Annotated in this window: 20 protein-coding genes and 2 pseudogenes; 18 read left to right on the forward strand and 4 right to left on the reverse strand. The window is 38.2% G+C overall.

What is annotated here, in order from left to right; all coding sequences use genetic code 11:
- The first annotated feature begins 432 nt into the window (after positions 1–432).
- From xseA to ACFCYJ_RS11480, 8 genes are all read left to right on the forward strand, one after another.
- Positions 433–1,785, forward strand: coding sequence for an exodeoxyribonuclease VII large subunit (gene xseA / locus ACFCYJ_RS11445; RefSeq protein WP_376074099.1), 1,353 nt, complete (start codon positions 433–435; stop codon positions 1,783–1,785).
- Positions 1,786–1,787: 2 nt separating this feature from the next.
- Positions 1,788–2,021 (forward strand): exodeoxyribonuclease VII small subunit, encoded by a 234-nt coding sequence (gene xseB, locus ACFCYJ_RS11450; RefSeq protein WP_376074100.1) that lies wholly within the window; start codon positions 1,788–1,790, stop codon positions 2,019–2,021.
- Between the two features lie 3 nt (positions 2,022–2,024).
- Positions 2,025–2,906 carry a polyprenyl synthetase family protein gene (locus ACFCYJ_RS11455; RefSeq protein WP_376074101.1) on the forward strand — a complete coding sequence of 294 codons (882 nt, stop codon included), beginning with the start codon at positions 2,025–2,027 and terminating at the stop codon, positions 2,904–2,906.
- Positions 2,907–3,070: 164 nt separating this feature from the next.
- Positions 3,071–4,972, forward strand: a complete 1,902-nt coding sequence (gene dxs, locus ACFCYJ_RS11460) for a 1-deoxy-D-xylulose-5-phosphate synthase (protein WP_376074102.1) — start codon at positions 3,071–3,073, stop codon at positions 4,970–4,972.
- Entirely contained in the window at positions 4,972–5,790 is an 819-nt protein-coding gene (locus tag ACFCYJ_RS11465) for a TlyA family RNA methyltransferase (protein ID WP_376074103.1), read from the forward strand. Before dxs ends, ACFCYJ_RS11465 begins: the two co-directional genes overlap by 1 nt.
- 100 nt (positions 5,791–5,890) lie before the next feature.
- Positions 5,891–6,340, forward strand: a complete 450-nt coding sequence (ahrC, locus tag ACFCYJ_RS11470; protein WP_053483721.1) for a transcriptional regulator AhrC/ArgR — start codon at positions 5,891–5,893, stop codon at positions 6,338–6,340.
- Positions 6,341–6,375: 35 nt separating this feature from the next.
- Complete coding sequence (gene recN / locus ACFCYJ_RS11475; RefSeq protein ID WP_376074104.1) at positions 6,376–8,067, forward strand: DNA repair protein RecN; 1,692 nt, start codon at positions 6,376–6,378, stop codon at positions 8,065–8,067.
- A gap of 120 nt (positions 8,068–8,187) precedes the next feature.
- The gene (locus ACFCYJ_RS11480; protein WP_376074105.1) at positions 8,188–9,135 is read left to right on the forward strand and encodes a SpoIVB peptidase S55 domain-containing protein; all 948 of its coding nucleotides are present in this window, start codon (positions 8,188–8,190) and stop codon (positions 9,133–9,135) included.
- Between the two features lie 214 nt (positions 9,136–9,349).
- On the opposite strand, the pseudogene ACFCYJ_RS11485 reads toward ACFCYJ_RS11480, so the two are convergent.
- Both ACFCYJ_RS11485 and ACFCYJ_RS11490 read right to left on the reverse strand, forming a co-directional pair.
- Positions 9,350–10,313 (reverse strand): annotated as a pseudogene (locus ACFCYJ_RS11485) (RNA-guided endonuclease InsQ/TnpB family protein).
- 50 nt (positions 10,314–10,363) lie between these two features.
- Positions 10,364–10,490 (reverse strand): annotated as a pseudogene (locus tag ACFCYJ_RS11490) (IS200/IS605 family transposase); the annotation flags it as partial.
- A gap of 432 nt (positions 10,491–10,922) precedes the next feature.
- Between ACFCYJ_RS11490 and spo0A the strand changes: the two are divergent.
- A complete protein-coding gene (gene spo0A / locus ACFCYJ_RS11495; protein ID WP_376074106.1) occupies positions 10,923–11,714 on the forward strand; it encodes a sporulation transcription factor Spo0A in 792 nt (263 codons plus the stop codon).
- A 918-nt stretch (positions 11,715–12,632) separates the two neighbouring features.
- On the forward strand, positions 12,633–12,791 hold the full coding sequence (locus ACFCYJ_RS11500) for a hypothetical protein (RefSeq protein ID WP_376074107.1): 159 nt from the start codon (positions 12,633–12,635) through the stop codon (positions 12,789–12,791).
- 454 nt (positions 12,792–13,245) lie between these two features.
- Here the strand turns inward: ACFCYJ_RS11500 and ACFCYJ_RS11505 are convergent, their stop codons facing one another.
- Complete coding sequence (locus tag ACFCYJ_RS11505) at positions 13,246–13,668, reverse strand: DUF3139 domain-containing protein (protein WP_376074108.1); 423 nt, start codon at positions 13,666–13,668, stop codon at positions 13,246–13,248.
- Between the two features lie 337 nt (positions 13,669–14,005).
- On the opposite strand from ACFCYJ_RS11505, the gene ACFCYJ_RS11510 reads away from it, so the two are divergent.
- The 4 genes from ACFCYJ_RS11510 (at position 14,006) to ACFCYJ_RS11525 (ending at position 17,301) form a co-directional block, all read left to right on the forward strand.
- Positions 14,006–14,386 (forward strand): PH domain-containing protein, encoded by a 381-nt coding sequence (locus ACFCYJ_RS11510; protein ID WP_376074130.1) that lies wholly within the window; start codon positions 14,006–14,008, stop codon positions 14,384–14,386.
- A gap of 57 nt (positions 14,387–14,443) precedes the next feature.
- Positions 14,444–14,629 (forward strand): hypothetical protein, encoded by a 186-nt coding sequence (locus tag ACFCYJ_RS11515; protein ID WP_376074109.1) that lies wholly within the window; start codon positions 14,444–14,446, stop codon positions 14,627–14,629.
- 382 nt (positions 14,630–15,011) lie between these two features.
- The gene (locus tag ACFCYJ_RS11520; protein WP_376074110.1) at positions 15,012–16,583 is read left to right on the forward strand and encodes a flagellar assembly protein A; all 1,572 of its coding nucleotides are present in this window, start codon (positions 15,012–15,014) and stop codon (positions 16,581–16,583) included.
- Complete coding sequence (locus ACFCYJ_RS11525) at positions 16,576–17,301, forward strand: glycerophosphodiester phosphodiesterase (RefSeq protein ID WP_376074111.1); 726 nt, start codon at positions 16,576–16,578, stop codon at positions 17,299–17,301. The genes ACFCYJ_RS11520 and ACFCYJ_RS11525 overlap by 8 nt, the downstream gene beginning before the upstream one ends.
- A gap of 131 nt (positions 17,302–17,432) precedes the next feature.
- Here the strand turns inward: ACFCYJ_RS11525 and ACFCYJ_RS11530 are convergent, their stop codons facing one another.
- Positions 17,433–17,669 carry a DUF2627 domain-containing protein gene (locus ACFCYJ_RS11530; protein WP_079561768.1) on the reverse strand — a complete coding sequence of 79 codons (237 nt, stop codon included), beginning with the start codon at positions 17,667–17,669 and terminating at the stop codon, positions 17,433–17,435.
- Between the two features lie 310 nt (positions 17,670–17,979).
- Between ACFCYJ_RS11530 and ACFCYJ_RS11535 the strand changes: the two genes are divergently transcribed.
- From ACFCYJ_RS11535 to ACFCYJ_RS11550, 4 genes are all read left to right on the forward strand, one after another.
- Positions 17,980–19,074, forward strand: a complete 1,095-nt coding sequence (locus ACFCYJ_RS11535; protein ID WP_376074112.1) for a Leu/Phe/Val dehydrogenase — start codon at positions 17,980–17,982, stop codon at positions 19,072–19,074.
- Between the two features lie 108 nt (positions 19,075–19,182).
- Positions 19,183–20,610, forward strand: a complete 1,428-nt coding sequence (lpdA, locus tag ACFCYJ_RS11540) for a dihydrolipoyl dehydrogenase (protein WP_376074113.1) — start codon at positions 19,183–19,185, stop codon at positions 20,608–20,610.
- Between the two features lie 223 nt (positions 20,611–20,833).
- A complete protein-coding gene (locus tag ACFCYJ_RS11545) occupies positions 20,834–21,850 on the forward strand; it encodes a thiamine pyrophosphate-dependent dehydrogenase E1 component subunit alpha (RefSeq protein ID WP_376074114.1) in 1,017 nt (338 codons plus the stop codon).
- Positions 21,850–22,833 carry an alpha-ketoacid dehydrogenase subunit beta gene (locus ACFCYJ_RS11550; protein ID WP_142507157.1) on the forward strand — a complete coding sequence of 328 codons (984 nt, stop codon included), beginning with the start codon at positions 21,850–21,852 and terminating at the stop codon, positions 22,831–22,833. Before ACFCYJ_RS11545 ends, ACFCYJ_RS11550 begins: the two co-directional genes overlap by 1 nt.
- Positions 22,834–23,193: the final 360 nt, after the last annotated feature.

Here is a 23,193-nt window from a genome sequence, read left to right on the forward strand (position 1 = left end):
ACTTTGACGGATCTATCCGTCGCTTCGGATTCTTACCGTTGCTTGGGCGGTTCAATCCGTCGTTCCGGCAGTGCTTACCGTCACTTTGACAGATCTATCCGTCGCTTCAGATTCTTACCGTCGCTCGGGCGGTTCAATCCGTCGTTCCGGCAGTACTTACCGTCACTTTGACAGATCTATCCGTCGCTTCGGCGGTTTTATCCGTCCCCAGGAAAGCGCTCAGTCAGAACGGAAATTAACCCCTCGTTTTGCCGAAAAGACATACTTTATCTAATACGAAATCTTAAGATATGTTATAGTAAGGTTTTCAATTCTATACAAGACAGTCGTTTTTTTAACCGAAACTGCATTTTGACACGTCAGGCGCAATAAAAAATGTTATGATAGGTGTAGTTTTGTGAAAAACTTGATTTTAGTAAAGGAGCCGGAAAAATGTCATCTGCTTCTTATTTAACTGTAAAAGCATTAACAAAATATATTAAACGGAAATTTGATGCTGATCCGCATTTACGTGAAGTCTATGTAAAGGGCGAGCTATCCAATGTCAAGATTCATCAATCAGGGCATATTTACTTTACATTAAAGGATGATGGAGCACGAATTGCGGCTACAATGTTTAAATCAGCAGCCGGAAAGTTGGCGTTTGAACCCAAGGAAGGTATGCAAGTATTTATCCGAGGGGATGTAAACGTTTACGAAGGCTACGGTACATATCAATTATATGTACAGGAAATGCAACCAGATGGAATCGGTAGCTTGTTTGTTGCCTTTAACCAGCTGAAAGAGCAGTTACAAAAAGAAGGGCTTTTTAAACCTGAGTGGAAACAATCAATTCCGAGGTTTCCGGAAAAAATCGGTGTTTTAACGTCGACAACAGGTGCCGCCATTCGAGATATCTGTACAACACTAAAGAGACGCTATCCACTTGCTGAAATTTTTATTTATCCTACCCTTGTACAAGGAGCACAAGCAGCGCCAAATATTGTTCACAATATTGAGCGCGCAAATAGCGATGAGAGTTGCGATGTACTGATTGTTGGACGGGGCGGTGGATCGATTGAGGATTTGTGGGCATTTAATGAGGAAGTTGTCGCACGAGCGATTTTTGGAAGTCGTATCCCTATTATTAGTGCGGTAGGTCATGAAACGGATACGACTATAGCAGATTATGTAGCTGATTTGCGTGCGCCGACACCAACGGCAGCGGCTGAAATGGCTGTACCTGATCAACAGGATTTATTTCAGCGGGTACTTACACAAAAATCACAGCTCCATCAAATAGTAAGAGCGCAACTTATGGCAGAACGACAACGTCTAAATAAGCTACAACAATCTTATCCGTTGTCAATGCCAGAACGTCTATATCGACCTTTCACGGAAAGACTAGCACAGCTTGAGTCGGGATTGCAAAAAGCAATGCAGGTCGATTTGATGAAGAAAACAGCGCAGTTTCAACAATTACGTAGTGCGGTAGAGCAGCACTCACCGAAAAAGGCATTAGCTTTCCATCAACGAGAGCTAGAAGCACACGTCCAACAATTAACTCGTGCTACAACGCATTATGTAACGAAGCAAAAACAACAATTTGAGGCAACCGTCAGAACTTTAGAAGCATTGAATCCGCTTGCCATTTTAACAAGGGGCTTTACGGTAGCTTATAAAGATCATCAAATGTTAAAATCAGCAGCTGATGTAAAGCTACAGGATCAATTAACACTTTCCTTCCATGATGGAAAGGTTATTGCTGATGTGGTAAAGATCTTGCCAAAAAATGAGGGGGAATAATTGTGGCAGAGAAACAACAAAATTTCGCAGAAGCTATGACGGCACTTGAGGAAATTGTCCGCCAGCTAGAGCAAGGTGATGTGCCGCTAGAAAATGCGATTGATTTATATAAACAAGGTATGGAGCTATCACAATTTTGCCATAGCAAGCTGCAACATGCTGAAGAGCAGTTAATTTCTATTGTCCAAGAGACAGGTGAAACTACAGCATTTGATCCGCTAAAGGGAGAGAACTAAGAAATGAACGAGCAATTAAAGCATTTTATTGAAAGCAACATACCACAAGTTGAAGCTGAAATGTTTGCACTAGTTGAGAAAATTGATGCGCCAGCCAATTTAAAAGAATCAATGCTTTATTCATTAAAAGCTGGAGGTAAACGTATTCGCCCTCTTTTCGTATTGGCTGTTCTTGAACTCTATAATCAGAATTTAAAGGATGGTTTAACTGTAGGATCAGTCATTGAAATCATCCATACGTATTCGTTAATCCATGATGATTTACCAAGTATGGATAATGACGATTTCCGTCGAGGAAAGCCAACAAACCATAAAGTTTATGGCGAGGCATTAGCGACACTTGCAGGTGATGCGTTGAATACACTTGCGTTTGGCATTTTAGCACGCATGGATGTATCCGCTGAAAAACGTATTGAACTTGTCAATCTGTTAAGTGTAGCAGCTGGTGCAGAAGGTATGGTTGGGGGTCAAGTACTCGATATAGAAGGTGAAAAGCGTCAGTTGAACTTAGCTGAGCTTGAGCATGTCCATATTAATAAAACGGGCGCTTTACTACGATTTAGTATTGAAGCGGGAGCGGTGTTAGCTGATGTAACGCAAAAAGAGCGCGAAACTTTAAAGGAATATGCGCATCATATCGGCCTTGCCTTCCAAATTCAAGACGATATTTTAGATATTGAGGGAACTACAGAAGAACTAGGTAAAACTGCAGGTAAAGATGTAGCAAGTGATAAAAGCACATACCCAGCTCTTTTAACTTTAGATGGGGCAAAAGAAAAGCTTGCTGAGCATTATCAGCATGCTAATAACGCACTAGATAAATTGTCAGTGGATGCCAGCTTATTACGTGATTTTGCAGCCTATATTGTTCATCGTAAAAACTAGGAGAAAAACGAGGCGTTAAAGGCATAGAGTATGCTAGAATAGGTGAGGGCGTTTGCCAATGTGCAAACAATAAAGTGTTCGTACTTTTAGCATATTGATAACACTGTTATAATGGTGGAAACACAATTACGGTGAATAATTTATTGAAAAGGTGTGTGAGAAAGGTGGATTTAAATCAGATAACTAGTCCAGCCTTTTTAAAAAGCTTAGATAAGAAGGGGCTTGAGCGACTTGCACAAGAAATTCGTACCTTCTTAATCGAAAAATGTTCTGTCACAGGTGGTCATATCGGACCGAATCTAGGTGTTGTGGAGCTAACAATTATGCTCCATAAAATGTTTGACAGTCCACAAGATAAGTTTTTATGGGATGTTGGCCACCAAGCTTACGTGCATAAAATTTTGACAGGTCGTGCAAGTCAATTTGATACATTACGTCAGTTCCAAGGGCTTTGTGGTTTTCCAAAGCGTGTGGAGAGTGAACATGATGAGTGGGAGACAGGTCATAGCTCGACATCTTTGTCAGCAGCCATGGGTATGGCAGCAGCACGTGATATCAAAAGTGAAAAGAACTTCGTGATACCAATTATTGGGGATGGAGCTTTAACTGGTGGTATGGCACTAGAGGCATTAAACCATATCGGCCATGCTAAAACCAATATGATTGTCATTTTAAACGATAATGAAATGTCAATCGCTCCAAACGTCGGAGCGTTACACAATGTTCTGGGACGTCTTCGTACAGCCAAGGAATATTCAAAAGCAAAAGAAGAACTGGAATCCCTCATGAATAAGATTCCTGTGCTAGGCGGTAAGCTTGCTTCAACTGCAGAGCGTGTCAAAGATAGCTTAAAATATTTAGTGGTATCAGGTGTGTTCTTTGAGGAGCTAGGCTTTAAATATCTAGGACCAATTGATGGACATGATTTTGAAGCTCTTGAGACAACATTATCACAAGCTAAAAAAGTAAAAGGCCCAGTGCTCGTTCATGTGATTACGAAAAAGGGCAAAGGTTATAAACCTGCTGAAGATGATACAATTGGTAACTGGCACGGGACAGGTCCTTATAAAATTGAAAACGGTGCATTTGTAAAGTCAGAGGCGAAAGGTCCAGCGTGGAGTAGTTTGGTTGCCGAGACTGTTCGTAAAATTGCCCATGAGGATAAACGAATTGTCACAATTACTCCTGCAATGCCAGTAGGCTCAAAACTACAAGGCATCCAAAAGGATTTCCCAGAGCGTTTCTTTGATGTTGGGATTGCCGAACAACATGCAGCCACGATGGCAGCAGGTCTAGCAACGCAAAAAATGAAGCCATTTTTAGCTATTTACTCAACATTCCTTCAACGTGCCTATGACCAAGTACTACATGATATCGCACGTCCAAACCTTAATGTCTTTATTGGAATTGACCGTGCAGGCTTAGTTGGCGCAGACGGTGAAACACATCAGGGTGTATTTGATATTGCATTCCTTCGTCATATCCCAAATATGACAATTATGATGCCAAAAGATGAAAATGAAGGTCAACATATGGTGAAAACAGCCATTGAATATAATGATGGTCCAATTACGTTACGTTATCCACGTGGTAATGGTATAGGCGTTCCGTTAGATGATGAGCTTATGACGTTACCAATTGGTAGCTGGGAAGTATTACGCGAAGGGAAGGATGCTACAATCTTAACCTTTGGTACGACGATTCCTATGGCAATGGAAGCAGCCAATATTTTAGCGCAGCAAGGTGTAGAGATAGAAGTAGTCAATGCTCGTTTCATTAAACCAATGGATGAGGATATGCTTCACCGTATATTAACAAGCCGTAAACCAATATTGACGATTGAAGAGGCAGTTCTACAAGGTGGTTTTGGTAGTGGTGTATTAGAATTTGCCCATGACCATGGCTATTTAACTGCAATAATCGATCGTATGGGAATCCCTGATCATTTTATTGAGCATGGTAATGTAGATCAGCTTCTCGCTGAAATTCATATGACGGCTGAAGATACAGTGGCACGTTTGCATGTGTTACTTCAACAAAAACAGCAAGTAGGTTTGAAAAAATAATGACAAAACATCCAAAAGAACGTGTAGACATTTTACTTGTAGAGCGTGGGCTATGCGAAACGCGAGAAAAAGCAAAGCGCTCTATTATGGCAGGGCTTGTTTTTTCTAAAGAAATTCGCATCGATAAGGCGGGAGAAAAAATCGCTATAGATGCACCACTACAAGTAAAAGGCTCTGATTTAAAATATGTTAGTCGTGGCGGCTTGAAACTTGAGAAGGCGCTACAAATTTTTGATATGTCTGTAGAGGGGAAGCTAATGCTTGATATTGGCTCCTCTACAGGAGGATTTACCGATTGCGCATTACAGAATGGTGCAAGACATTGCTATGCATTAGATGTTGGTTCCAACCAACTAGCATGGAAAATCCGTTCTGATGAGCGTGTAACTGTAATGGAAAAAACAAATTTCCGTTATACGACAGCGGCAGATTTAACAGAGGGCTTGCCAGATTTTGCAACAATTGATGTTAGTTTTATTTCATTATCGCTTATTTTACCTGTCTTAAAAACAGTGTTAATGCCAGGTGGCGATGTAATGGCACTGGTGAAGCCTCAGTTTGAAGCTGGGAAAGAGAATGTCGGTAAAAAAGGCATTGTTCGTGATAAAAAAGTACATTTAGCAGTTTTAGAAAAGACAGCTGCAATGGCGACAGAGGTTGGCTTTGTCGTGAAGGATGCTTCGTTTTCACCAATTACAGGAGGCGAGGGGAATATTGAATTTTTATTCCATTTAGTGAATCCTATTGGTGATGAAGATATCTCTGCATATACAGCTTTTAATGCACTCGTAGAAGAAGCGCATAGTGCACTAAAATAACACGTGCTCGTTTATAGAGCCGTGTTTTTTCTTGTGCTTTTATGTTTAAAATGGTAGTGTAAATATACAAATATTCAACTATTTATAAGAGGTGACCGATATGAACAAAGGACAGCGACATATACGAATTCGGGATATTATTGCCAATCATGAAATCGAAACACAAGATGATTTAGTCGATTTTTTAAAAGATGCAGGCTATAATGTGACACAAGCAACCGTATCACGTGATATTAAAGAACTTCATCTTGTTAAAGTGCCTTTACAGGATGGACGCTATAAATATAGCTTGCCCGCAGACCAACGATTCAATCCTATACAAAAATTACATCGTGCGTTAGCTGATGCTTTTGTCAGCATTGACGGTGCATCACACTTTTTAGTAATGAAGGCTCTTCCTGGTAATGCCAATGCTATTGCATCACTACTTGACCATTTAGATTGGCCTGAAATTTTAGGGACTATTTCTGGAGACGATACTATTTTAATTATTTGTCGTAATGAAGATGAGCGTGAAAATACTAAAAATCGCTTATTAGACATGCTATAAAATAGCAGGGTAATTTGATACAGAGGTGACATTTTGTGTTAAGAGAGCTTAGTATAAGAAACTTTGCCATCATCGAGGATTTAACCGTTAGTTTTTCAGGTGGTTTAACTGTTTTAACAGGTGAAACAGGGGCAGGGAAATCCATTATTATCGATGCAGTGCATTTACTTGCTGGCGGACGAGGAAATACCGAATTTATTCGTCATGGCGCTAAAAAGGCTGAATTAGGTGGTTTATTTCAAATTTCAAGTTCTGAGCATCCTGTTCATAAGAAACTTGAAGATGCAGGCATTGAAATTGAAGAAGATACCATTATTTTACGCCGTGATTTAAATGATTCTGGAAAAAGTGTTTGTCGAGTAAACGGTAAACTTGTGCCATTATCTGTTTTACGTGATATAGGGGCTAGCCTTATCGATATTCATGGTCAACATGAAAATCAAGAGTTAATGGATGAGAAACAGCATATCTATTTACTTGATCACTTTGCCGAGGAACAACTTACACCAATTCAAGAAGCATACAGTTCTCAATATGATGAATATCGTTCACTAAAAAAAGAATTAGCTTCGATTTCGATTGATGAGCAGTTAATGGCGCAACGTATTGATTTGTATCAGTTCCAAATGAAAGAGCTGGAGGATGCCAATTTAAAGCTTGGCGAGGAAGATGAGCTTCTTGATGAACGTCGTCGTCTAATGAATTTCAATAAGATTTTCGAACGCTCCAGTGCAGCTTATGAAGCAATTCAAGGTGAATCAAAAGGCCTTGATTGGATTGGCAATGCAATGGGTGCTTTAGAGGATGCTGCGACTATTGACGAGCAATTTAAAGAGGCATCAGAATCTGTCACGACTGCATTTTATGCGTTACAGGATGCTGCTTACCAGGTCAAAAATGTATTGGATGAATTAGAATTTGATCCTGCTCGTTTAAATGAGGTTGAGCAACGTTTAGCTTTATTACAAAATTTGAAGCGCAAATATGGCTCAACAGTCGAAGAGATTTTAGCGTATTACGATAAAATTAAAACAGAGCTTAATGAGCTTTTAAATCGAGACGAAATTTTGCAAGTGAAAGAACGAAAAGTGCTGGAAATGGAAGCAGTACTTGATGAGCTTGCTGCAGAACTTTCTACTGTACGGAAGGGTGCTGCACATAATTTAAGTGAAGCTATTATGGCCGAACTGCGTGAATTACATATGGAAAAAGCGAAATTTATTGTTAATTTTGATGAATTACCTTTCTTTGATGCGAACGGAAAAGACCAAGTAATTTTTTATATTTCTACGAATGTAGGCGAGCCGCCAAAATCTTTGCCAAAAATTGCTTCTGGTGGGGAATTATCGCGTATGATGCTTGCGTTAAAGACGATTTTCTCATCCTCAAATGGCATTACATCTATTATTTTTGATGAGGTAGATACAGGTGTAAGTGGTCGAGTAGCGCAAGCAATCGCAGAAAAGATTGCAGCAGTATCCATTAACTCTCAAGTTTTATGTATTTCGCATTTACCGCAAGTGGCTGCGATGGCCGATCATCATTATTTTATTAAAAAAGAAGTCGAGCATGATCGAACATTTACGTCATTGCTGGAAATAGATACAAATGCTCGTATCGAAGAAGTCAGTCGCATGATATCTGGAGCGGAAATTACAGATTTAACATTGCAGCATGCAACAGAGCTCTTAAAAATGGCGAATGAACGAAAAAAACAAATGAGATAGCAAAGAATCCAGAAACAGTTCGTTGTTTCTGGGTTTTTTCTTTTTGCACAAATATTTACCGCTTATAAGAATTCCACAACAACACATAGTAAAAAGACAAAAACAAAAAGGAGGTGTCGTATGTATCGTCGTTGGCGTCAATTTGTCATTTTACCTATGCTCATTGTTTTATTATTCATGCCTGTAAAGGTTTTTGCCGCCAAAAAGCTTATTCCGATGGGCGAAGCAATTGGGATTCAACTTCAGTTATCACATGTGTTTGTAGCGCATGATGTGCTATTAGCTTCCAATCAATGGATGAAGGGAGGCGCTGTTATTGAAAAAATAAATGATATTACTGTAAAAACGCTTGCAGATGCCAAAAAAGCTGTTGCTCGACAAGGACAACAGAAATGGACGATAAAAAATGAAGGAAAAGAAGTGACACTTGAGTTACAGGAGCAAGAAGCTGAACATGTTATTTCCTTTCTAAAAGATGAAACAGATGGAGTAGGAACATTGACATACATTGATCCAGAGACAAAAAATTACGGTGCGTTAGGCCACCAAATCGTTGATTCAACCTTACAAGAAGCCCCTATATTCCATGCTGGCTCCATTTTTTTAGCTTCGATTCAACAAATTCGTAAAAGTATACCTGGCCAACCTGGCTATAAAATATCCTCCATTGAAAAACATCAGGATCGATTAGGGAGTATAGATAAAAATACAGTTTATGGAATCTTCGGCCGTTGGGAAGACGGTTATCAAAAAAGTTTACCTAAAGCAATTGAAATTATGCATGAAAAGGATATAAAAGCAGGAAAAGCAGAAATCTCTACGGCGATCGAGGGCAGTAAAGTGGAAACTTTTTCAATTGAAATTATAAAGGTTGAAAATGAACGCCTTGAATTCATAGTCACTGACAAAAAGCTCATTGAAAAAACAGGTGGTATTTTACAGGGAATGAGTGGCAGTCCTATCATTCAAGACGGTCGTTTTGTAGGTGCGGTTACGCATATGTTTGTGGAGGAGCCGAAAAAAGGAGCGGCCATTACTGTAGCGGAAATGTTAAAAAAATCATCTTAAACGAAGGAGCTGCCAAGAGGTGGCTCCATTCTTTCGTGAAAATATATTATTGTTCATCAAGTATTTCGTTTATTTATGAAGTGATTAGCGATAGTGAACTGCCCCCCACTTAAAACCTAACGATTTTGAAGTGCGGGCTTCTCGACTCATCGTTGCTTTTAGTAGCCAACGAAAACTGACCGAGCTATCCCTCTTGTTCCAAAAGTTCTTTTTGCTACGCTAAGGATAATAACCGCAATCCTTCATGTTTAATGTTGATGGCGGCATTCCAGTCCCTGTCTGCTACAAACCCACAATCACAGTGGAACACACGCTCAGAAAGGGATAGAGATTCCTTTATTTGACCACAATAGGAACAAGTTTTGAAGATGGAAACCACTTGTCTATTTTGATCAACTTTTTCCCTTGCTCCTCTAACTTGAACCTAAGAAATGTTGTAAACATGCCCCATGCATTATCTGCATTTTTACCGAAATGGAGGGCTCGTGACATCCCCTTCATGCTGAGGTCTTCGATCACCACGCAATCATAGCGTTTTTTTCCAAGGATTGACGATAGAAATGTGGGTAATTGGCTGTCTTACCTTCTTCGCTATCGACAAATAAGCCATTCATGGAAAAATCTAATCCAACAACATCTTGTACTTCTTTTTGTATAGGTCGATGTTCATATTCGGTAAGAAAGGAAACATAGTAATTTCCCGTTTTAGTTCGAGATACCGTACAAGACTTGATGTGATGATGAGACGGAATTTTTTGATGTTGTTTTATTTTTACAAGTTTCAGTTTCGGTAATTTGATAGAGCCACCAAAAAGCATAATGTTTCCGTTTACCACATTGGTTGTGTAGGATTGTTTTGCCTTACGATTTTTGAACTTCAAAAATTCAACACGACCAGAATAGAAATTGTTATATGCTTGCTGCAAGTTCAGTTGAGCCTTTGCCAAAGCAAGGCTATCAACTTCTTTAAGCAATGCAAACACCTCTTTATATTTAGCGGGAGTCGGGAATTTTTATCTCTTTAACGCTTCCTTGTCGTCCTTGAACTGCTCAGACATTTCTTTTCGCTCCGAAAGCATTTTGTTGTAGACAAAACGAACACAACCGAAAGTTTTCGCAAGAAGTTTCTCTTGCTCTTGCGTTCGATACAGACGAAACTTATAGGCTTTGTTTGCCATATCGAATCACCTCACTTCATGCCTTATTTTCTTATATAAGCATTGATGACCATATCGTGATTCCATTCGACCAAGAAGATATTGTAATCTTCATTCCAGTCGAACAGACATAACTTTCGCATAATCAGAAATGACATCATCCTTCACTTTTCTACGGTATTTTACGACTAGAACAAGAACACTGAATGATTATGATTATTATTGTACAATTTTTTTGATATAACAATCTTTCATCTATCTAAAGCTAATTATATCATGGCAAAAAAAGAGACAACTGCTACACCTAATCGAAATTCATCTCTCACTTTCACTGATGCTGTCACATCACGTTTAGAGGTGGGAAACTTATTTCGGAGGGAATTTTAAAAAAACTGTAGTTTTATCTCCATTTTTTCACTAAAATAAATTGTATAAGCATTTGACGCTTTGCAAATATTTATCATAACTTGTCGATATTAAAAGAAAGTATCGGACTACATACTCATTTTTGGAAATAGAAAAGGTTTTTAAAACAAAAATGTCGAAAATTCCACAGTGTGCAAAAAAAGCATTGGGGTAGGTAACGCTTTGAGGTGATATTCGAAGCACAGTTCAGAAGGAGGAATTTAAATGACAAAGGTTAAAGTAGCGATTGCAGATGATAATCGTGAGTTATTAAAAACGATGGAGCAGTATTTTCAAGGACATCCTGAAATTGAAATCATTGCAACTGCTTCAAATGGAAAAGTTTGTTTACAAATGCTAGAGGAATTCACACCGGATATTTTATTGCTAGATATTATAATGCCACATCTTGATGGGTTAGCTGTTTTAGAGTCGATTTATCAAAATGAACGAATGTCATCAGTTCAAGTTATAATGTTAACTGCTTTTGGTCAAGAAGATGTGATGAAACAGGCTGTAGACTTAGGTGCATCTTATTTCATGCTAAAGCCATTTGAATTTGATCAATTGGTTCAAAAAATCTTACATTGTGCTGGACAGAAGGCAACACTTCCTAAAAAGTCAAGCGTTTTACAACCGGCGGCACCTCAAAAATTAAATCAACATCAATTAGATAGCACGATTACAGCCATTATTAAAGAAATCGGCGTTCCTGCACATATTAAAGGCTATTCTTATTTGCGAGAAGCTATTCAGATGGTATTCGAAGATATCGAGTTATTAGGCTCTGTGACGAAAATTTTATATCCAGAAATTGCTAAAAAATTCAATACAACGCCATCACGAGTTGAACGTGCGATTCGTCATGCTATTGAAGTCGCATGGAATCGTGGCAATTATGAATCGATTTCGTCGATGTTTGGGTATACAGTACATCATTTAAAATCGAAGCCGACAAATAGCGAATTTATTGCCATGATCGCTGACAAGATTCGTATTGATATGATGGCGAGCTAATCGTTATAGGTTTGGCTTAGCGGAGAATGACCATAAAATTATTATTTATAGCAATTATACTGCATATTTTATAACGCCTTTTTAGACAGTTTACGCCACTGTTTGAGGGGGCGTATTTTTTATGTTTGTTGGATTTTTCTGCAAAAGGTCTTTCGCCTAAAACACAAAATCGTATGAACAAACACTTAGACTAAAGGTATCTCTTAGATAAAGTCGGAATAGATGACGTTAAAAGCGACAAGATAGAGCATATACACGCTTATATTCGTTCTATCGAAGAAAGAGGCAGGTTCGAGATAAGTGCTGCAGAAACGCCTGTAAACTACCCAGAACGACGAGGCGATTTTGGCAAGCTGGTAAGTAAAACGACAATAGCGAATTATATACGTAACATAAATGCATTCTATTCGCAGCAATCATTTGAAGGATTTGAAGAATGTTAAACCGAAGCGAAAAATCAAAGTTATGCTCGAAGATAATGAATGAAAACAGTATATCCGTTCTTTCGACGTTACGAAATTCGATCAGTACTGCGATTGGGTAATAGCTCGATTAATCATTGATACTGTAGCTAGGATAGGTGAATTGTTGGAAGTTGTAGCATCTGATATAGATTTGCGGGGTAATGCGTTGTTATTACGTAAAACAAAGTCGGGAAAACAGCGCTTTGTTTATTATTCGCAGAAAATCAGAATCAACTTAAATCGTGGTTGCTGTTAAAAACGTAGCTAATGATGAAAGAGGAAGATAGTGAAATTAATAATTTGTGATTTGATAGGGCGATCCTTAATGGAGATGTCACAAATTAACAGTATTTGCACCTTTTGTGAAGCGTGTTTTTTGGATGTGTTATAATCAAATTTGTGAAGAAATGTACACTAACGGTGCGGTATCGTTAAATGAGATAGGGGGCGGATTATGGATAACCAATATTTCGTAGGTTGGGGTACATTGGCGTTGATAAATGCTGCCCTTGCACAAGGGAAAAATAGAACGGGGTTAAATTGGTTTTTACTTTCTCTTGTATTAGGCCCATTTGCAACACTAATTTTGTTATTTGTTGAAAAGAGACAGTAACACTACATATGCACAATAATTGATATAAGTTAATAAAGTGAGAAACGTGGTAATGTAGATTCTCGCTTATTCAGCAATTGGGGTGTTAAATAAACGTATATAGATCAGCTTATTTTTTCTTCAATAATGTCATAACTTATAATTAACTAAATACGAACATGTGAATTTGACACGCCTACATTTATTGGTTTCCTTGAAAATCAAAAAGTGAAAGGGTGTCTTTTTTGCGAAATTACTTAAAGCAGGAACTCAGTATCACTGATGCCTAATCGTTATTGAATAGCTATGTGGTGGGGATAGAGGTAGCGTGAAAAAGGACTTGTGTGTAATTTTACGCACAAGTCCTAGTGGTTATTGATTCTATTGTTGAAAAGGAGATAATAGTCCTTGTTAACGTATTAATTTTTTGTCAGCTTATCCCTTTAGGGGTGGGAGTCTCAACTTGGACTTATCATTATAAATCTCTATTATCTAAAGAATTTTTACATTCTTTCTCACTATATTTTGTCTCACCCTCAAATATTTCAGTAACACCATCTAATGAAAGTCTGTCTTTTTCACAAAATTGCTGAACTTGTTTTCCTTTTTTAGTTATTCCATAATAATAGGTTGTATTCGGCTCATCTTTAAAAATAACCATATAATGTCCATGAAAAAAATCTTTATTTATTAAGTACTTTGGCTGAACATAATGTGATTCTTCAATTTTTTCGTCTGTATATCCCTTCTCTTCCAAATATTCTGGAACATACTTATTAGCGATGTATTTTGTATATGGATTACCATTGTTTAGCACATAAATAAAACCCATTGGAATAGCAATGACAATAACAGCAATTAGGATACTAATTGTAATATATATCTTTTTTTTATTCATTTTACGTCACCCTTCTTTATTGTTGCTTCCTTCTTAACAATAATCATTTTTTACGCACAAGTCCTTGATTGATGTGTGATAGGCTTTGTTTTGCTTATTGAAAAATGGAATACTCCCTATTATTCCGAGTAAAATTGAAGCTACAAACCATTTGCTCAAATTTATCCACTAAAACATCTCTTGTAGTGTAATTTTACACTATTTTAGTATTTAGTCAATTGGAAATTGCTGCTTATTCGAAGTTATAAATAGGATCGTTTAACGGAGTTGTGTTGAATTTATGGAAAAAACATCTCATATTTTAAATGGAGGATGGACATTTGGAGGGGGAGTTAAGATGGGATTATTTGATGGTATAATAGGTAATGCTAGTGAAGTTAATCTAGAAAAATTACGGGAAGAAGTTAAAGATTTATTAACACCTAATGAAATAATTAAGAATGCCTATAAAATTATAAGAGACACGTTTATTTTTACGGATAAAAGACTTATCTTAATCGATAAACAAGGAGTCACTGGAAAGAAAACACAATATCATTCAATTCCGTATAAGAGTATTCTTCATTTTTCAGTTGAAACGGCGGGAACATTTGATCTTGATGCAGAGTTAAAAATTTGGGTTTCCGGTAGTGAATTACCGATACAAAAAAATTTTAATAAATCAACTAACATATATAAAATTCAAAGTGTGTTAGCGGAACATGTATTAGGAAAGTAATAAATTAAACGATCAACAATGCTGTTGATCGTTTATAACTTAATGGGGTGATAACATATGAAAAGCGTAAACATACAGCTTGACGAAAAAAACTCGTTAGAAATAACACAAATAGAAGATAATTTATTTGAAGTGCGGCTTGGAATGAATGGAAGCATTAGCGTTTACTATATGACACGTGAGCAGCTCCTAAATTTTGATCAATTAGGTGCGCACCTTCACATTGAGGCTATTCTAGAGTAGGGCTAGTAACCATCATTCAACTTTATTCGAACGTCTGTATAAACGGTTTCCAGGGCATGTTTATTTAGTATTGAAGGCCTAAGTATGATTATGAAAATTATGACAGATATATTATCAATTATTTAGGTTAGTTAAAAATTAAGTAAATTTCCTGATTATTAACAGTGAAATGTATACAATGTGGACAGTGAAATTTTGAAGACTGAGTAAAACCTTGCTTTTATATAGTATAAATCGACTAATAATGATGTGAAAATGAAAATGGTGGATGTATATATTGCTTATAAAGTACGTGTATCTTCTTTCTGAGTAGTGACAATTGTCTCTAAACAAATGTAAATAGATTGTATATACTTACAGTTAGAGGGAAGGAGGAGGTAGCTTGATTCTAGTTCGAAATGATAAATTCGAAATAACGGAAGAAAATGGCAAGGTATATATGTTTACTTACAGTGCCGGTTTTCCATTAAAAGAATTTGATAGTATTTTACGAAGTCATCCCCGACTTAAGTTGTCGAATTTTTCAATATTAAAAAATGTCTTAGCAACTGAAAGCACAAGCCCTGTTGAAATTGGACGCTGGCTTCCTAATGTTGAAGCTGAAGTTGCACGAGATAAAATGTCTGCCTCAATATTTGTCTATGAACCACATGATTATATTCTAAAGAATAAAGAGAAATTAACGGAACAAATTCTGGAAACTATCGAAAACGAAGGAATTGTTCATGGAATATTAAATTTTGATATTTCTAAGATTGAGACAGGAAAAGCATTTTTAATTGCTCAAGGTACACAACCAGTAGCAGGGACAGATGCACAAATTACATACTTACCTAAACCAGAGAGAAAGCCAGTAATTCGCGAAGATGGCAAAGCTGATTATTATGACATGAACTTTATTTCTGAAATATCCGAAGGTTCGTGGCTAGGCGAGAAAATACCTGCGACATTAGGTAAAACAGGGGAAAATGTACTAGGTGAAATGATGGCTGCAGTACCGGGTCGTGATTCTTCTATACGATATGATAAAAAATCGGCTTATGAGGTGGAAGAGGATGGGAAGACTGTCATCCGTTCAAAAATAGCTGGTGTATTAGATGATGTCAAAGGCATGATTGGTGTTAATAGACATTTGCCAATTCATGGGGACGTTGGCGTTGAAACAGGGAATCTCGAATTTAATGGCTCTTTAAGCATTAGAGGAACAGTTACATCAGGCTATACAGTCATTGCTACTGGAGATATTTCCATCGAGGGTGCTGAAGGTGTAAGCGGTGCCAAACTGATTAAATCCATTGAAGGTGACGTTTATATTCGTGGAGGGATTTTTGGTTTAGGCTCAACTATTGTAGAGGCAGGCGGCAATATTTTCGTTAAGCATGTCAATGAGGCAAATCTAGTTGCAGCTGACAGTATCCATATAGGATTTTATTCATTGGGATCCCAGCTAACTGCCCATTCTATCTTTGTGGACGAACGAAAAGGAAAAATTATTGGAGGCCGTGCAGTAGCAAAAAATACAATCGTTACTGCCATTTCAGGAAATCGTTTAGAGCGTCGAACGGATTTAATCATCGAAAGCGTCAATAAACAGGAAAGCTATTCTATTATGCAAGAGAAGGCGGGAAAGCTTAAGCAACTGCAATCGGAAATCTCTGAGTACGAGGGGAAAATAAAAAACTTATTGCCACTCCTAAACCAAATGTCTAAGGAGCAAATAGCTACATTTGAGGGTACGAAACAAATTTTAGCAAAATTGAAAGCGGATGCAGTGACCATTGATCGTGAGGTTAAGCTAATAATGGATGAAATGCGTCATGCTGGAAAAGAGGAAATTACTGTTACGAAGGAAGCTTATCCTGGTACCTATATTCAAATTGGCAAAAAATCATCCTTATTAAGTAAGGTGAAAAAGGGTAAATTTCTTATTGAGTTTGGTGAGTTAAATGCTTAGTGAATCTTTTATTCCTGTATTTGCCCATCGTGGAGCTTCAGCGTATGCACTTGAAAATACCTTGAAGTCTTTTGAAAAGGCATTAGACCTTGGGGCAGATGGAATTGAATTAGATATCCAGCTTTCAAAAGAGGGCATTCCAGTAGTGTTTCATGATCCACAGCTGTCAAGATTGGTTGGTATCAATAAGCTTGTGAACGAATGTACGAAAGAGGAGCTAGTAAGCTTTAAACTTGGGAAGCCGTGGAGACGATTATTTTCAACGTATAAAATTCCGACGTTTGAAGTTGTTTTAGCATGGGCAAATTCTCAACAGTTTCCCCTTAATATCGAATTAAAATCAACAATCCTTGATAATAAAAGCGCACTTATTCAAATGCTTCATGGGCTTACTTTGCCTACTGGCAGTCATTTTTCATCGTTTCACTATGAGCTTCTAGAGATTGTGAAACAATATAAGCCAGACTATGAAACAGCACTTATAGCAACGAAAAAATTAAAATGGGATTTGCTTAGTGATTACAAAGCAATTGATAGTGTTCATATGCATAAAAAGTATTATAAACCAAGATATTTAGAGGCTTGTGTAGCGAGTGATAAAGCATGTCGTTTTTATGCAATTGATGGAAATGAAACATTTTTAACGAATCCGCATCCTTCTGTAATTGGTTGGATTACTGATTTTCCGGATAAAGTAATTGAGAGACAACAACGTTAATCAATTTCACCTTGGCGAAGTCGTTGCTGAAGCTTCGCTTTCGCACAAATAAACATGTGTTGTTTACGTTTTGAATGACTATAAAAATAGCTATCCAATAAGTCTGTTGAGACTTAATAGGATAGCTATTTTTATTTTTTTTGGAAGCGCGGAGCCACTTTTCCATTTTTTCGATCGCGGTGAAGTAAAAATCCTGCGAAAAAGCCAAAGCCTATAACAAAGAGAATAATGCCAACGACAAATTGTAGCCATAAAAATGGGAAAGGTGAGATGAGCTTACCAAATAATGTATCACGCATAAATTTAATGCCACCTGCAGCCATAAGACCTGGAATAAGCATTACTATAAATGCAGCAAAACGAGCCATGCATGTCCCTCCTTATTCCTAAGTTTAATTGTACCTGTGGAGATTGGAATGTCAAGAAACGTTATAAAACTATGGAACTGATTTACCCAACAACAAGTAAGACATAACATAGCGATTGTAACAGAATTTTTAGAAAATTCTTACTTAAACAAGGAAATGTAATAATAGTTGCTAATTTGTGAAATTGTCAGTATTGTAAAATTAAATGGAGCAATATTATCCATTGTTAAACAATTTTTCGAACTTTAATTATACTGAATTGGGATGGGCATTTGAGAATGCACTTTCCAAAGCAAAGGGGCGAGTTTTCATGGAAATCTTCAAGTATATGGAAAAGTATGATTATGAACAATTGGTATTTTGCCAAGATGAAGCATCGGGGTTAAAAGCGATTATCGCTATCCATGACACAACACTTGGACCAGCATTAGGCGGGGCACGTATGTGGACATATGCATCAGAAGAAAATGCGATAGAGGATGCATTGCGTTTAGCACGAGGGATGACTTATAAAAATGCTGCAGCTGGTTTAAACCTTGGCGGTGGAAAAACGGTTATTATCGGTGACCCATTTAAAGATAAAAATGAAGAAATGTTCCGTGCACTAGGACGTTTTATCCAAGGGCTTAATGGTCGCTATATTACGGCAGAAGATGTAGGTACAACAGTGACAGATATGGATTTAATGCATGAGGAGACAAATTATGTAACGGGAATTTCCCCTGCTTTTGGTTCATCAGGAAATCCTTCGCCAGTAACTGCTTACGGAGTTTACCTTGGGATGAAAGCAGCTGCAAAAGAAGCGTTTGGCTCTGACTCATTAGAGGGGCGTACTATTTCTGTACAAGGTCTAGGAAATGTTGCCTACAAGCTTTGCGAGTATTTACATAATGAGGGTGCAAAACTTGTTGTTACAGACATTAATCAAGCGGCAATTGATCGAGTTGTAAATGATTTTGGGGCGACTGCTGTAGCACCGGAGGAAATCTATTCACAGGAAGTTGATATTTTCTCACCTTGTGCATTAGGGGCGATTTTAAATGATGAAACGATTCCGCAACTAAAAGCAAAGGTTATCGCAGGTTCTGCCAATAACCAACTACAAGATTCTCGACATGGTGATTATTTACATGAATTAGGGATCGTTTATACACCTGATTATGTGATTAATGCAGGTGGAGTAATAAATGTAGCTGATGAATTATATGGATATAACCGTGAACGTGCAATGAAGCGTGTCGAAGGAATTTATGATAGCATCGAAAAAATCTTCGCGATTTCTAAACGTGATGGTATACCGACATATGTTGCAGCTAATCGTTTAGCAGAAGAACGTATCGCTCGAGTATCAAAGTCTCGTAGCCAATTTTTAAAAAATGAAAAAAATATTTTACACGGTCGTTAAGAACCGCTTATTCGTTGAAAGAAGTCGCATTGTCGACTTCTTCTAACTTTATCGTAAATTAATAGATTAAATGAATGTTTAGTATTTTTCTCACAAGGGGGAATCCATATGGCTCAAAACTATGATGTTGTCATTTTAGGTGGAGGTACAGGGGGCTATGTTGCTGCAATCCGAGCTGCACAGTTGGGCTTAAAAACAGCTATTGTCGAACGTGAACGACTAGGTGGAACATGCTTGCATAAAGGCTGTATACCAAGTAAAGCCTTACTTCGAAGTGCAGAAGTGTATCGTATGGCAAATAAAACAGCTGCTGAATATGGTGTTGGTATTGAAGGAGTTACATTGCAATTCGACAAAGTGCAAGACAGGAAGCAAGCTATTGTTGAGCAATTGAGCCAAGGTGTGAATACACTGATGAAAAAGGGGAAAATAGACGTTTATCAGGGAATAGGGCGAATTTTAGGTCCATCCATTTTCTCACCGATGCCTGGAACTATTTCAGTTGAAATGAGTAATGGCGATGAAAATGAAATGCTAGTTCCAACAAATGTGGTGATTGCCACAGGATCGAAGCCAAGAGGAATGGCAGGACTAACGGTTGACGGTAAATATGTGATGAACTCTGATCATGCATTGGAAATGGAAGAACTGCCAAAGTCATTGTTAATTGTTGGTGGAGGAGTTATTGGAATTGAATGGGCCTCGATGCTTTGTGATTTTGGGGTTTACGTAACGGTCATTGAATATGGGTCATCTATTTTACCTGCAGAGGATGCGGATATTGTAAAAGAAGTAACCAAACAACTTGAAAAAAGAGGCGTCCGAATTGTGACGAACGCTCGCTTAGATTCGGGAACCTTTAAAGTTGAAAATGATAACGTTTACATTTCTGCAAAAATTAATGATCAGGATGAATTATTTGAGGCTGATAAATTATTGCTTTGTGTTGGACGCGAAGCAAATACACAAGGTATTGGCTTAGAAAATACAGAAATAGAAGTTGAAAATGGGTTTATCAAAGTCAATGATTCGTATCAAACAAAGGAATCACATATGTATGCCATAGGGGATGTTATCGGTGGCTTACAATTAGCTCATGTTGCTTCACACGAAGGGGTATCTGCGATTGAGCATATTGCAACGGGAAAAACAGAGGGACTCGATGTTCTAAATGTTCCGAAATGCGTTTATTCTTACCCTGAGGTCGCAAGTATTGGCTTAACAGAAAGTGCTGCACGAGAGCAAGGTTATTCATTGAAGATTGGTAAGTTTCCGTTCAAGGCGATTGGAAAAGCACTAGTTAATGGAGAGACAGATGGTTTTGTGAAAATTGTTGCCGATGAAGAAACGAATGATATTTTGGGTATTCATATGGTAGGTCCACATGTGACAGATTTAATTGGAGAAGCATCACTTGCTAAATTATTGGATGCAACGCCTTGGGAAATAAGCCAGGCTATTCATCCACATCCGTCACTGAATGAGGTGTTAGCGGAATCAGCGTTAGCAGTGGATCATCGCGCCATTCATTTATAAGGTTCATAGTTTCGTAACTAAAGTCTAGGATCAAAACAAAAATTTGTTCTTGATTAAAAGGTAGATTGGTATAAAAGCGCATAAAGGGGAAGGTGACGTTTGTGGAAAACGTCCTTCTGTGCAATCAAGTACATATTTTAGTGAAGAGCCCTAAATGCTTTAGTTATCTATATCTAGAAAGTGCTTTTGTAGCGAAAGCGAAACGTTCGAAAGGGGTGTTCGTATGCAAGGTGTTCAAATTAAGCATGAGGATTTAGGTTTAAAAAATGAAGATGTACTTGCAATATTCGAAACGATGTTAATGGCGAGAAGACTAGATGAACGTATGTGGTTATTAAACCGTTCTGGTAAAATTCCATTTGTTATTTCATGCCAGGGGCAGGAGGCAGCACAAGTAGGGGCAGCCTTTGCTCTTGATAATAATAGAGATTATATTGCACCTTACTATCGTGATATGGGTGTTGTTTTACATTTTGGTATGACACCAAGAGAATTGATGTTATCAGCATTTGCAAAAGCAGAGGATCCAACTTCGGGTGGGCGTCAAATGCCAGGTCATTTTGGACATAAGAAACATCGTATTCTAACAGGTTCTTCACCGGTTACTACACAGGTTCCACATGCGGTGGGAGTAGCTCTAGCAGGTCGTCTACAAAAAGAAGATTTTCTTACTTTTGTTACGCTTGGTGAAGGCTCTTCTAACCAGGGTGATTTTCATGAAGGTGCGAATTTCGCAGGAGTGCATAAGCTGCCAGTTATTATAATGGTAGAAAATAATCAATATGCAATTTCTGTACCAGTTGAACGTCAATTAGGCTGTGCGAAAGTATCAGATCGCGGTATTGGCTATGGTATGCCAGGTGTTACAGTTGATGGAAAATGTCCGTTGCAAGTCTATAAGGTTGTGAAAGAAGCGGCTGATCGTGCTCGTAGAGGTGAAGGTCCAAGTTTAATAGAGACAGTGACTTATCGCTTAACGGCTCATTCTTCGGATGATGATGATCGTCAATATCGCACTGCCGAGGATATAGCAGAAGGAAAGGCGAAGGATCCCGTTCTGTTATTTGAAAAGTATCTAATAGATGCTGGAGTTATGACAGAACAACTACGTGCTGAAATAGAAGAGCGTGTCATGGCCGAAGTAAATGATGCAACAGATTATGCAGAAGCTGCTCCGTATGCAGCACCAGAGCATGCTTTGAAATATGTATATGCACCAGTGGACGGAGGTGACGTGTAATGGCAGTGATGTCTTATATTGATGCGATTACATTAGCGATGAAGGAAGAGATGGAACGTGATGAGCGTGTTTTCATTTTAGGAGAGGACGTTGGTCGTAAGGGCGGGGTTTTCAAAGCGACAGCAGGTCTTTACGAGCAATTTGGTGAACATCGGGTACTTGACACGCCTCTTGCAGAAAGTGCTATTGCAGGTGTTGGTATTGGTGCTGCGATGTATGGAATGCGTCCAATTGCCGAGATGCAATTCGCTGACTTCATCATGCCTGCCGTTAACCAAATCGTTTCTGAGGCAGCAAAAATCCGCTATCGTTCAAATAATGACTGGTCTTGCCCGATGGTTATACGTGCACCATTTGGTGGGGGTATTCACGGAGCGCTCTACCATTCGCAGTCTGTTGAGGCGCTTTTTGCAGGAACACCAGGGTTGAAAATTGTTATACCTTCAACGCCATACGATGCAAAAGGCTTATTAAAAGCAGCAATCCGCGATGAAGATCCCGTGCTGTTTTTTGAGCATAAGCGTGCATATCGTCTTATTAAAGGGGAGGTCCCAGTAGACGATTACACATTACCGATTGGTAAGGCAGATGTTAAGCGGGAAGGAGAAGATGTTACTGTTATTACGTATGGTTTAGCTGTCCATTTTGCATTACAAGCTGCAGAGCGTCTAGCAGCAGATGGTATTTCAGCGCATATTCTTGACCTACGCACGGTATATCCACTTGATAAAGAAGCAATCATTGAGGCGGCAAGTAAAACAGGTAAAGTTTTACTAGTTACTGAGGATAATAAAGAAGGTAGCATTATGAGTGAGGTTGCAGCAATCATTGCAGAGCATTGTTTATTTGAACTTGATGCACCAATTCAACGCCTTGCAGGACCTGATGTTCCGGCTATGCCGTATGCACCGACAATGGAAAAATATTTTATGATCAACCCTGATAAAGTAGAGCGTGCGATGCGAGAACTTGCCGCATTCTAATTTAAAAGGATCTATTTCTGATATCCACTCATGTGGTAAATAGAAGCTTTTAAAAGTTAAAATAAATGTGATTGTTTATCTATGCGTCATAGCCTAAAGCTTATAAATGTCACAGGTATTTTAAGGCTCTTCATCAAAAGTTCGGAATGACATTTTTTAAAACGTTATGTCATGTATATAAGTTGATTGGAGTGAAGGCTGGGCGACTCCTTAGGGATTACCGGCTCATCGGACGCCCTCAGGAAAGCGCCCAGTCGCAACGGAAATCAACCCGCACTTTATGATGATGAGTATATTATAAATATGATAGTAATTTGATAGATGCAATTACACCTAGGCATAATTGATGGGGGGAATAGA

The sequence above is a fragment of the Lysinibacillus sp. NPDC056232 genome, assembly GCF_042267565.1.
GTDB lineage: Bacteria > Bacillota > Bacilli > Bacillales_A > Planococcaceae > Lysinibacillus.